This window comes from Kordia algicida OT-1 (assembly GCF_000154725.1).
In the GTDB taxonomy this organism is placed as follows: Bacteria; Bacteroidota; Bacteroidia; order Flavobacteriales; family Flavobacteriaceae; genus Kordia; species Kordia algicida.
Genome location: NZ_DS544873.1, coordinates 1,922,088 through 1,934,858 on the forward strand (window position 1 = coordinate 1,922,088; position 12,771 = coordinate 1,934,858).

Consider the following 12,771-nt stretch of genomic DNA (forward strand, 5'->3'; position numbering starts at 1 on the left):
AAATAGTTATTTTTTTAGTTAATTGATTGCTAGTCGTTCCAAATTGATTTTTATAAAAATAATCTTATAAAAGATCAAAATTTCTTTTGAAATTGCTGAAATCTCAATAACCTACTACTTCTGTTTTAGCACTAATTCACGTATGGTTCTGTAATGAGCAACTGAATAGAGTTCGCATGATGCAAACCAAAAAAACGCTCCCAAAAACCAAATGGCTTTCTGAGAGCGTTTTTATATTTTATGATTTGATAAATTCAAACTACGCACAATAAATAAAGAATATTGAGCGGAGTCGAAATATTATTTACTTAAATACATTTTTCTACGTGAATATAAGTTATAGAAATCGTCATCTTTTAGACTGTCAATAAATAAGATACTTTCTCCAGTACTTTTCATTTCTGGTCCTAGACGCTTGTTTACGTTCGGGAATTTATTGAATGAGAATACAGGTTGCTTGATTGCGTATCCTTCTAACTGTGGATTGAAATCAAAGTCCGTTATTTTCTTTTCACCCAACATCACTTTTGTTGCATAGTTTACATACGGTTCTTTGTATGCTTTCGCGATGAATGGCACCGTACGAGAAGCACGTGGATTGGCTTCAATGATGTACACCATGTCATCTTTAATCGCAAACTGAATGTTGATTAAACCAACAGTATTTAACGCCAAAGCGATCTTTTTGGTGTGATCTTTTATTTGTTGCATCACAAATTCACCTAAGTTAAATGGTGGCAACGTGGCATTTGAATCTCCAGAGTGAATTCCGCAAGGTTCAATATGTTCCATAATTCCGATGATGTATACATTTTCACCATCACAAATTGCATCTGCCTCTGCTTCTATCGCTCCATCCAAGTAATGATCTAGTAGAAGTTTGTTGTTTGGAATTTTACGTAGTAAATCAACAACAGTTTCTTCTAATTCTTGCTTGTTAATCACAATTTTCATTCCTTGTCCTCCAAGAACATATGAAGGTCTTACCAAGATTGGGAAGTCTAATTCATCAGCTAACGCCAACGCTTCATCCGCATTTTCGGCTACTCCAAATTCTGGATATGGAATGTTATTTTCTTTTAATAAGGTAGAGAAACTTCCTCTGTCTTCTGCTAAATCAAGCGATTGATAGGTTGTACCAATGATTTTGATTCCATGACGATCTAATTTTTCAGCTAATTTCAACGCTGTTTGTCCACCAAGTTGCACAATGACACCTTCTGGTTTTTCATGGCGAATGATATCGTAAATGTGTTCCCAGAAAACTGGTTCAAAATATAATTTATCAGCCGTATCAAAATCTGTAGAAACTGTTTCAGGATTACAGTTAATCATGATGGTTTCATATCCACATTCTGCGGAAGCTAACACACCATGCACACAACAGTAATCAAATTCAATTCCTTGTCCAATTCGGTTTGGACCAGAACCTAATACAACAATTTTCTTTTTGTCCGTTACAATACTTTCATTGTGTACGTAACGGTTTCCATCAGCTGTTTCAATTTCAGCTTCAAACGTAGAATAGTAATATGGTGTTTTTGCTGTAAATTCCGCAGCACACGTATCTACTAATTTATATACACGTTTAATTCCGAGTTCTTCACGCTTTTTGTAAACTTCACTTTCCCAACAGCCTAACATGTGCGCAATTTGTCGGTCGGCAAATCCTTTTTGTTTGGCTTCTAAAAGTAAATCTCTCGAAATACTATCAATTTTATTGTGTGAAGATATCTCTTTTTCAAGATTGTATAGTTCTTCATATTGCTTTAAGAACCACATATCAATTTTTGTGATTTCGTAGATTCTACTCAATGGAATTCCCATCTGAATTGCATCATAAATCACAAATACACGATCCCAAGAAGCATGTCGTAGTTTGTTTAATATTTGATCGTAGTTTTTATATCCTTTTCCATCAGCACCAAGTCCGTTACGTTTTATTTCGAGTGATTGTGTAGCTTTGTGTAAAGCTTCTTGGAACGAACGTCCAATTCCCATTACTTCACCAACGGCTTTCATTTGAAGTCCAAGTTCACGATCTGAACCTTCAAATTTGTCAAAGTTCCAACGTGGTATTTTTACGATTACATAATCAAGTGTTGGTTCAAATAATGCTGAGGTCGATTTTGTAATTTGGTTGTCTAATTCATCTAATGAATATCCGATAGCTAATTTTGCAGCAATTTTTGCAATTGGATATCCAGTAGCTTTACTTGCCAATGCCGAAGAACGCGATACACGTGGATTGATTTCAATAGCGATGATTTCTTCTTTTTCATCTGGACTTACTGCAAACTGCACATTACATCCACCTTCAAAATCACCAATACTACGCATCATTTTGATCGCCATATCACGCATTTTTTGATAGGTACGATCTGATAATGTCATTGCTGGTGCAACTGTGATAGAATCTCCTGTGTGGATTCCCATCGGATCCATGTTTTCGATAGAACAGATAATAACTACGTTGTCGTTTTTATCACGAAGTAATTCTAGTTCGTATTCTTTCCAACCCATCATCGCTTTATCGATCATCACTTCATGAATTGGTGATGCTTCAAGTCCGCGACGTAACAATTCGTCAAAATCTTCTGGATCGTATACAATAGAAGCTCCTGCTCCACCAAGTGTGTAGGAAGCTCTAATTACTAATGGAAAACCAAATTCTTGTGCAATTTCTTTTCCTTTTAAGAAAGAAGTTGCTGTTGCTTGCGGCGCCATTCCGACACCAATTTGTCCCATCAACTCTCTGAACTTTTCACGATCTTCCGTAATGTTGATCGCCTCAATATCAACACCGATTAATTTTACGCCAAAATCTTCCCAAATTCCTTTTTCATCTGCTTCAATACAGAGGTTTAATGCAGTTTGTCCTCCCATAGTTGGTAAAACAGCATCAATATTTGGATGTTTTTTTAGGACTTCAATAATTGATTTTGTGGTTAATGGTTTCAGATATACATGATCCGCCATAGATGGATCGGTCATGATGGTTGCGGGATTTGAGTTGATAAGAATCGTTTCGATTCCGTCTTCTCTTAATGAACGTAGCGCCTGTGATCCTGAATAATCAAATTCACAAGCTTGACCAATTACAATTGGTCCTGATCCGATAATTAAAATTGATTTTAAGTCTTCTCTTTTTGGCATTAGTTTGTGTTGTATTGTATTGTATTGTGTTGCGTAAAAATAAAAAAACGTTTGGGTACAAAAAAGGTGTTGCTTAAAAAAAACAACACCTTATCTGTATGATATCTATAACATTACTTCTTATGTCTTAATTCAGATGACACAGAAATTTTCTTTCTTCCTTTTGCTCTCCTACGAGCTAGCACCTTTCTCCCGTTCACAGAAGCCATTCTTTCTCTGAAACCGTGCTTGTTTCTTCTTTTTCTTTTCGATGGTTGAAATGTTCTTTTCATTACTTTATATATCTTTAATTTCTCTTGAAAATATTTGTAAGTGCACGCGAGATTCCTTTCTAAAAGTGCGGCGCAAATATACAAAGAGTTTTTACTTTAACAAATACATTTTAAAAAATATTTCCGATTGTTTTTTATACATTTGCAACCTCGATAATTATATACCGTTTTTATGTTCAACAAAAATATCAAATTAATTATAGCCGCAGCTATTTTTGCGTTTGCAATTTACCAAATTTATGAAAGTTATATTGGTAATGGAATTTTCTTAATTCTGTTAGCCGCCATTTTTATTTTATTGTATTTTAAGAATGAATTTATTCTTCTGTCATTCTTAAAGTTACGTAAGCAAGATTTTGATGGTGCAAAACGTCTTTTGGCAAAGATTAAAAATCCTGAAACAGCGTTAACAACAAAGCAACAAGGCTATTATTATTATTTACACGGAATTATGGCTTCTCAGAATAATTTGACACAAGCTGAGAAACACCTGCGCAAAGCTGAAAAGTTAGGTTTGAGCATGGACCATGATATGGCAATGGTAAAAATGACGCTAGCAGGAATTGCAGCACAGAAAAATAGAAAGAATGAAGCCAAGAATTTAATGAAAGAAGCCAAGGCTCTTGATAAACGCGGAATGCTTTCTGAACAGATGAAGATGATGGAACAACAAATGAAACGCGCTGCAAGTGCTCCTAAACAGCATTACGGCAATCGTCAGCATATGCGAAGAAGATAATATTTTTAATAAGCGACTTGTGTAAGTCGCTTTTTTTATTTTGAAAAGTGTTTAAGTCAACTACTTTAGGGCAAGCCCACGAAGCATTTTAAATATCGATTATCGAGTAAATTTTTTAACAATACTCCTACGGTGACGAATCATGTCGGTTTGAAGTTGCGAATCGTCATTGACAAAGTGTTTTAGTAAGCTGAGTACTTCACTGTTATTATTGTTTTTTGAAATTAATTCATACGCCATTTCCTGAATGTCTTCCTTAGGAGCAATGTCTCTGTTGTATTCTAACTTTAAAACTTTTAAGAAGTTATACTCATTACGATTGTTTACCATTTCTTTTTTGAAATTGGCTAATACCGTTTGCAAACTTGCCTGATTGTTGTAGTTTGCAAAGAAATTATTGGCACAATTGACAGGATCTTTTTGATCTTTCCAACCTTTGATTAGCAATTCGTTAGCCGTATTTGTATCGTTCATTTTCTTACGACAGATCAACGCAGCTTTTACGTATTGATAGTTGAGTTTGTAATCATCAACCACAATTTGATAGTGATGTTGTGCTTTTTTGGTATCTTTTAGTTTGGTATAAATGTCACCAACTTTTTCGTTCATTTCCAATTCGCTATACAATTTGATTGACTTTGTATACGAGCGCGCCATTTCATAGCATTCTGCGGCATCTTCTTTGCTATGACATCGTTTTAGATATACACGCGCCGCTTCGTTGTATAAATGTCCTTCTTTTAAGATATTGGCTGCTCGATACGGATTGCGCAATAGTTTCATTTGAATATATGCGGCTTTTTTGTATTGTTTCTTTTCGATGAAATCGTCACAGAGTTTTTCATAACGATTCATAAGTGTTTGAAATTGACTTTCGCCTACCGTAGAACTTCCACCGCCAAAACTACCTTTCGAACTGTTGTCAAAAAGTGCATTTATCAAAACTGACGTCACAAAAAATACCACTACCAAAATGATAAATGCCCAGATGAAATCCATCAAACTTCCATAAATGATGGATGTGATAATTACATATACTAATTTAAAAAACAGGACGAAGACGATAAAGTAAATCAGCTTCGCATGAAACTTGCTTTCTTTCTGATTACTCATCGATGATTGATTTGTTTTTTCTGATTAATAAATATAAGAGTCGAACAACTATAGAACCCATGATTAATATAAATAATATCCCTGCACCATCCATTGCCAACATTGGGTAAAATAGATAGATTAATAATCCTACAATGGTTCCAAAAGCCAATAGTTTTCCTTTGGTTGATAGCTCGTCACCACCAAAATAAAAGCCACTTTCTTTTTCTTCTTCTTCCGTAAAAGAAAATATTTCACTTTCTTCTGGTAAATCTAACCATGAAGGTGATGACGATTTGTTTTTTACTGCTTTTTGTGATTTTCCTTTTTGATATTGCGCCAAATACAGAATTAAAAGTACTAATACTACAATGGCAAATACCAACAGAATATTTTCAACAATATTACTGTCTGGCGTTACTGTAATAGGTTTGTAATTGTTTTGTGAACGATTCCAATTTTGGCTGTTAACATCATCCATATCTGTACTTTCAACCACCATTTCTTCTGTAGCTGGTGTTTCTGTGATGGTTTCGTCATCAATTTCCGAACTGAATGTCGTTTCGCCCGCAACAACTTCAATCTGCTTTTTATTTACTTGTTGAATCACTTCATATCCTATCCAAAATACGGCGATAATCGCGATGATACCGATAAGCGTTTTTAGTGTACTACTGCCCTTCTCAGACAGTTCACCAAAACCAAGAGATTCAAAAAAGTTACTTTTAAATTTGTATTTCGCAAAAGCTTTTCCGCGTGAAGTTCCCATCATATCTAACGGAACTGCCATTTTTAGCGCAGCATCTGGATTTCTTTCTAAGTATTTTAAATATTTTTCTACTTCTTTGTTGTTTCCCTGCAAGACCTTTTTCATATCAAAAGGCACATCTTTTGGATCTACAGGTTCATCTCCAAACGGATTTTCTAAGGCTTTTTCTTCTTCTTTTTCCTCAATTTCTACACTAAACGCCGTGACCTTCGAAGGAATGTTGACACCTTTTGCAGGAGTTTCAATCGTAGGAAAATGTGCTTCTGGAGCTTGCAAAATGGTTTCCCATCTCAATTGTTCTTTGAGTTCTATCAATCCTAATTCGTGATGAAAAAAGTGTGGTTTCCCCTGAAACATTTTTGCAAATTCTTCATCTGTCAACGCCATATTTAAGCGTGTATTATCTGGAATGTAAAAACCTGTATTTGCTTTTTGAACACAAGCATTGTTTGCAATATCGAGATTTTTGTGTGTGCTTTTAAAAATAATCAAAATTCCTGAAATACTGTTGGCATCCAATCCCGGACACGGATAAATGATACAATCTGAAAGTTTGAGTTGCATACGTGTAATTTCTGCCAACCATGCTTTTGGAGAAGCGTGCTTGATAAAAATTCCACATCTTGGATGCGGATTTACGTCTGTATGTACCAATCCTAACTTCATGAATCAAGGATATTTTGTAAAAATGGATTTAGATATTTTAGTCTGAATGATGCCACTCGTATTCTTTCTTGATGAAACTCTCCTGCATAGAAATAATTATTTCCTGCAAATTCATCTTCGGTTGCAAGCGCTATTTTTATTCCAATATACGAAGCCAAATAGAATGTAGGTATTTCATCGTTCGCACTTTCAAATTTAATGATTCCGTTTTTATCAATCGTAATTTTACTTCCGTTTGAAAATTCGCCAAGCATTTTACGCTTGTTCACATATGTTGTATACTTATAATCTAGCTTTTCTTCTTCTTCCGAAGAAATCATTCTATATTCGATATAATCTGCTCTTGTTTCCAACTTGTGCTTGCCGTTAAAAATCAACTCTAAGTCTGTAGTGATCGTAATTGACGTGATTTTTGACAGTACAGAGCCTTCAAAATACGATAGCTGGTTTTCTACATAATTTTTGTATTGCTTTTGCAATCCCGCACTTGGTGTTACTACTGATTGATATGTTTTTTCATATAAGTCAAATTTTGCATACGACGGAACATCACTGTAATATTTCTTTGTAACTAAATAGATTTCGTCATCATAACAAACCAAATTTTTCAATGATACGCTATTATACGCGCTAAAATCTCCTGTGAAGACATAAGTTTTAGTTTCTGTTTTAAAAACCAATTCTTTATTTGCGTTTAAGTATGATATCATCAATTCATCTTGATATAATACTGCGTTTTTTTGTTGTTTGATTCCTGTGATAAACCGAATTTCTTTACGAATCATTTCAAAACCTTTACTACGCATATCTGTCTTGAATAAGTCTCCGTTTTTTCGCAAAACATAGGTGCAATTTTCATCTGAAAAATACGCAACTCCTCGTGTAGGAAAACCATATAAGATAGGATAATTTATTGTATTTTGACCTTCTGCTTTTTGCATTGATTTCTTTCGATTTTTTCTTCGACATGTTGGATTTGCCCAAAGTTCTGCCAATGGCAATTGAATGTGTTTTGATAAGCGTTTGGAACCACTTTTCATTTTATACACATCAATATTTCCTTGATTATCTGCCGTAATTACACCACCAAATTTGTCATGATATTTGTTGAATATTTTACGAATATTGGCATGATGTAATGTTTTTGGTGCTGTAAAAAAGGTAATTTCAATATTTTCTTCTTCACACTGATTGATGAATTCTTCAATTGCATCAGAGGCATCCAATGCTGGCGATGTGATTTGCAAACCTTCCAAGATATTTACTTTCGTATCAAACTTTAAATCCTGAAAAGTATCTGCCAAAGCGTACAACTGAAAACTCATTTCATTTTTTGGATGATGAACAAGCGCAAAAGCCGTTGCATACAGTAATATTTTGGGCGTTCCCCAACTTTTTATGGTGGTATCGATTAAGAATATACGTGTGCGTAAATCTTCTTCTGGAGTCGTTTCGCGACGAATGAATAGTGCTTCTTTGTTGGCGATTCTGTGTAAAAAGACCAAATCGTCATTGGCGAATTCTGAGATTAATATATTATCGAATTTTCCTTTGTTTGTGATATCTGAAATTCCACCAAGCGGCATTTCTCCAGGATGTACGTAATGCATTGGCAACTGAATTCCAGACCATAATCGCTTGATTAAGCTTCCCATGAAAAACGTTTTTGGTTCTTCAATAAGTTCCTGAACCAAATCTGGATCTTCGCTAAAGTATTCCACTTCCGTATCTTCAGGTTCAATTGGAATATCTTCAATTTTCAACCACGCTTTTAGCAATGCATTTACCGTTGGATATCGTTTGTGCAATAACGCTAACGCATTAATATCTTTACTCAACGCCGAAACTGTAATGTCCATTTTTTCACTACACGCATTCAGCTCAAAGTTTTTATTTTTGATTGTGGTTAAGATTTCATCCGTATATTTTGAACTCAAACTGTGATTTGCCGTTTGAAATAGGAAGACAAATAAATCTACTCTGTTGTTTCCCTTTTTGTATTGTGCTGGCAACGTAATGAGGTTTTGCAAAAAGGCTTGTGCAGCAGCAAAATCAATATGATCTACATTTGGAAAGTTGGTGTGCTGTGTTAATATTTCACTGAAAATTTCATCAATAGCAACACGAACCTCACCTGTATTTGTTGCTAAAAACGTGAGTATTATTGCACCAAATGGCGGAAAACCTACAGGAGCAATGGATTGCAATACTTCTTCAATTTGCTCTTTGTAAGCAATCGTCATTCCATCAGGAATAGAAATACAATTGATGCCGCCCGAAAAGTCATGAATATCTTCAATGACAGTACCACTAAACATATAATCAATCTCCCATTGCCAGAAATAATCTGTATAGGATTGAAAGTAATATGCTGCTTTTGTCTGCGTTTCGCTCATAAGTTATCGTGACAATCGGTAGCCGCTGATTGTAAGTTTTTTAATGTTTTCTTGTGATAGTCTAAAATACGTACTATCTGGATTTACAATGATGTAATCGTTAGTATTTTGATTGATAATATTGTTGAAATAACTACTTAATTCTGGATATTCTAAATCGTAACCTGTTGGAAGTAGAAAGTTTTGTACTTGCCAATAGGTTTTCCCTGGAATGGATAATAATGGCGCTCCAAATAACAATGCTTTTTTGTTGATGATGGTCCACTGAATGTGTTGCAAACGAATGGCTGGCATTTTCGGAATGACCATATCTAGCGTTTCTAAAGTAACCAATTGTGCTTTTGGCGTTCGTTCTACCGTTGAAGGTATAATGTTGAATTGAATCTTTTCGTGAACACCAAAATAGTTAAAGTTATATTCGGGCGTTTCTACAGGCAATGCTTTGTCTATTGGCGACCACAGCATGGAAGTTTTTAAACGTTCTTCGGGCAAGTTTCCTCCTAAGAGAAATAATGCATTGTCACGCTGAAAGTATATTTTTTTGAATGGAATGCTACGTATTTCTGGACTGTGCAATTGATGTGGCGCAATACCTCGCACCCAAATATCGTCCATATCCGTTGCCATTCGCAAGGATTTCCAAACACGAATTTGCGCTAGTTTTTCTTTGTATTTTGAAGGCAATCGCAACCAATATTCGGTTACGCCTTGTGTAAGATCTGTTTCCACAATTGATCTATTTCCGTGTTTATGTATTGTTTTTTCTGCTGATCTTTTACCCAATCGGTACGATTTTGCAGGTAGCGCAATTTGTCTTTAATGACGTTTAATTCTTGCAGAGACAATTCTGCGGAAGCGAACTTATTTTTTAAGTTTTCCACTTCATTCATCAACTCTTTTGGGTTTGGTGCTTTGTTGAAAAACGCTTGCGGATGTGCTTTTTCGTCAGTTTCTTCCTTTTCTATCAATGCATTTACTGTTGCTTGAAGCGTTTCTATTTGTTCTTCCGTGCTCCATATATATTTTAAAACCCAAAGATCGGAAAGAATGGCTTCTGTTCGATCGCAGAGCATTGCACTTGCCGCCACCAAGTTTTGCATTTTTACCGCACGTCTGTCCGACACTTCTATTCCTGTGTTTCGCAAACTGTGAATCAACGCAATGTACGAACTTCGAATTGATGCCAAATCAACCTCTTTTACTTTGCTTTGTAAACCTTTGATTTCCTCTGGAGAGATTAACGTTTGTGCTGATTTTTCGTTTCGTTCTAGCTTCCAACCTGCTTGCAATACTTCTTCTAAGCGATCTGGTTTTACATTGTCTACTTTTAATCGAATTAGAAAACGATCAAGTAAAGCTGCCAACGCTTCGTCTTCTGGTAATTGATTACTCGCGCTGATGAACATTAGCGCAGGCAATTTTTTTGTTTCTTTTCCTCGACGGAATATTTTTTCGTTCAACGCCATGAGTAAACTGTTTAGAATCGCTGAATTTGCATTGAATATTTCGTCTAAAAACACCAAGGAAGCTTCTGGAAGCATTCCGTCTGTGTTGGTGACCAATTCTCCTTCTTTTAGCAATCGGATGTCTAGCGGACCAAAGATTTCGTTTGGTTCGGTAAATCGTGTCAATAGATAATCAAAGTTAATTCCGCCAATAACATGACTTGATAATTGTTTTACAATCGCACTTTTTGCGGTTCCTGGAGGTCCTAAAAGGAATACGTTTTCTCTCGCCAAGAGACCAATTCCTAATAGATCGATGACTTCATCTTTACCTACGAAGATGTTTTTGATTTCATCGAGTATTGCGCGTAATTTTATTGTTTCGTTCATAGTGTTTTTGCTTCAGAAATAAACGCTCTCCAAAAGTGATTTGTGTGTTCTCCTAAGTGAATAGCGACGTTTTCGTGAATGATTTTGTGTGCCGTTAAGCCAATATCTTTTTTTTCAATAACTCTGTCTATAAATAATGTTCGGAAACAATTATTTTGAAAGAGTGTTGCCAATTGTTCTTCATTGATTTCAAGTTCTAGGTCGTGACCAATTGCCGAATATTGAAATCCTTGCATGTTTTTTTTGAGTATTTTGATGAGCCAATCGTCAAAGTCAATGCTTTCTAATTCTTTGATAATGAAGGGTAAAAATCGCAGTGATATGTCGGCTGAAAGTTGTACTTCTGGCGACAATTTACCTTTGAACGCTTCGAAAAACTTCCCGAGATTTTTTGGTTCTTCCAATCGATGTGCCAAAAACTGTGCTGCATAATAGATTGTTTTTGCTCCCCAAACGGCAGCTTCTCTGTGAAATTTTGGTGCTTCAAACGGGTAATTAAGTGATTCATTTTCATATTCTTGTGCTAAAAAATCAGCTACATCATTGAGTTCACTTGCGCTTATTTTTGGTTGGTTTGTGTATAGCACAAATTGTCCCGAAGTTCGTAAATGATGAATGGTTTGTAGTATGTTATTTTGTATGCTCAAGAAGGTAAAAAAGTGATGACTTGTGTGTACATCGGTTGGTAACACTCAAAAGAACGAAAATTTTAGGTAAGAAGCAATTTTTGTTTTTTGTTTTTCGTTGGTTTGTTTTTTGTGAATTTGTTTTAAAGTATAGATGTTACTTTTTAATAAAAAAATCTCCCAAAAAGTCTAACACAACTTATTGGGAGATTTTCTAATTCAGAATTCTGAATTCAGAATTTTAAATTATTTCGTATAATACCCTTTTTCAGGAATTGCGATTTTATATAGTTTTCGCGATTTGTTATTCAATTTGTTTTCGCGCAACCACGGATTGTGGATTTTTAAGATTTTATAGTTGATTCCGAAGTCTTTCGCAAAGCTTGCAAAGTTTGTTACGGCTGTATCTACTTCTACTTCATACGTTGGAATGTGATTGTACAAGTGTTTGTCTTCAAAGTTGAAACCATATTTTTTTGCATTGGTAAAGATTTCTTTTAAAGCCACAACTCTAAAGATGTAACGACCTGTTTCTTGTCCGAGTAATAAATCGTAGTATGAATTTACTTGTTGATCTTCCATACGATTCCCAATTCCAGCATTTCCTGCATTATAGGCAGCAGCTGCCGCTGTCCAATTTCCAAATTTCTCTTTGGAAGCTAATAAGTATTTACAAGCTACGCGTGTTGCTTTTTCTAAGTGATAACGTTCATCTACGTTTGAGTTAATTTCCAAGCCATTTTCGCGTCCAGTGGTTTTCATAATTTGCCAAAAACCTCTGGCTCCTGCTGGCGATGTTACGTTTTGCAATCCGCTTTCAATGACAGCTAAATATTTGAAATCGTCAGGAACTCCGTATTCTTTTAAAATTGGTTCAATAACTGGAAAATATTTGTTTGCACGTTTAAATAAGAGTAATCCGTTTGATTGCCAGTATGTATTTACCAACAATTCACGATCCATGCGTTCTCTGATGTCTGGCAAGTGTAGCGGCACTTCTTCTCCCGCAAAATTAAGCGTTTCTGGAAGGTCTAACGCGTATACATTGTAATCGTTTCCGTTGTTTCGTGCTGCTTTTTCTGCAACATTTGTTGTTTTTTGAGTTTCAGAAGTTGTTGCTGCTGTAATTCCTTTTTCTTGCTGTACGGCATTCATTAATAATATTCCGAGAAATAGTAGTCCTAAAAAGGCAAATCCATTCTTAATTTTACGCATGTGTA

Annotated in this window: 10 protein-coding genes; 1 reads left to right on the forward strand and 9 read right to left on the reverse strand. The window is 35.3% G+C overall.

Translation table 11 applies throughout. The features are described 5' to 3' along the window. Positions 1-300 precede the first annotated feature (300 nt). Both carB and rpmH read right to left on the reverse strand, forming a co-directional pair. Complete coding sequence (carB, locus tag KAOT1_RS08205) at positions 301-3,156, reverse strand: carbamoyl-phosphate synthase large subunit (protein ID WP_007094301.1); 2,856 nt, start codon at positions 3,154-3,156, stop codon at positions 301-303. A 113-nt stretch (positions 3,157-3,269) separates the two neighbouring features. Beyond that, positions 3,270-3,428 carry a 50S ribosomal protein L34 gene (gene rpmH / locus KAOT1_RS22320; RefSeq protein ID WP_083777297.1) on the reverse strand — a complete coding sequence of 53 codons (159 nt, stop codon included), beginning with the start codon at positions 3,426-3,428 and terminating at the stop codon, positions 3,270-3,272. A gap of 172 nt (positions 3,429-3,600) precedes the next feature. Between rpmH and KAOT1_RS08210 the strand changes: the two genes are divergently transcribed. Then, on the forward strand, positions 3,601-4,167 hold the full coding sequence (locus KAOT1_RS08210) for a tetratricopeptide repeat protein (protein WP_007094303.1): 567 nt from the start codon (positions 3,601-3,603) through the stop codon (positions 4,165-4,167). Between the two features lie 99 nt (positions 4,168-4,266). Here KAOT1_RS08210 and KAOT1_RS08215 read toward each other — a convergent pair whose 3' ends face one another. The 7 genes from KAOT1_RS08215 to KAOT1_RS08245 form a co-directional block, all read right to left on the reverse strand. Next, entirely contained in the window at positions 4,267-5,280 is a 1,014-nt protein-coding gene (locus tag KAOT1_RS08215) for a tetratricopeptide repeat protein (protein WP_007094304.1), read from the reverse strand. Next, the gene (locus KAOT1_RS08220; protein ID WP_007094305.1) at positions 5,273-6,694 is read right to left on the reverse strand and encodes a hypothetical protein; all 1,422 of its coding nucleotides are present in this window, start codon (positions 6,692-6,694) and stop codon (positions 5,273-5,275) included. The genes KAOT1_RS08215 and KAOT1_RS08220 overlap by 8 nt, the downstream gene beginning before the upstream one ends. Continuing rightward, positions 6,691-9,090 carry a hypothetical protein gene (locus KAOT1_RS08225; RefSeq protein WP_007094306.1) on the reverse strand — a complete coding sequence of 800 codons (2,400 nt, stop codon included), beginning with the start codon at positions 9,088-9,090 and terminating at the stop codon, positions 6,691-6,693. The genes KAOT1_RS08220 and KAOT1_RS08225 overlap by 4 nt, the downstream gene beginning before the upstream one ends. A gap of 3 nt (positions 9,091-9,093) precedes the next feature. Then, entirely contained in the window at positions 9,094-9,819 is a 726-nt protein-coding gene (locus tag KAOT1_RS08230; RefSeq protein ID WP_007094307.1) for a hypothetical protein, read from the reverse strand. Next, on the reverse strand, positions 9,792-10,925 hold the full coding sequence (locus KAOT1_RS08235; RefSeq protein ID WP_007094308.1) for an AAA family ATPase: 1,134 nt from the start codon (positions 10,923-10,925) through the stop codon (positions 9,792-9,794). Before KAOT1_RS08235 ends, KAOT1_RS08230 begins: the two co-directional genes overlap by 28 nt. Further along, positions 10,922-11,617, reverse strand: a complete 696-nt coding sequence (locus KAOT1_RS08240; protein WP_007094309.1) for a hypothetical protein — start codon at positions 11,615-11,617, stop codon at positions 10,922-10,924. The genes KAOT1_RS08235 and KAOT1_RS08240 overlap by 4 nt, the downstream gene beginning before the upstream one ends. Positions 11,618-11,797: 180 nt before the next feature. Continuing rightward, a complete protein-coding gene (locus KAOT1_RS08245; protein ID WP_007094310.1) occupies positions 11,798-12,766 on the reverse strand; it encodes a lytic transglycosylase domain-containing protein in 969 nt (322 codons plus the stop codon). Positions 12,767-12,771 lie beyond the last annotated feature (5 nt).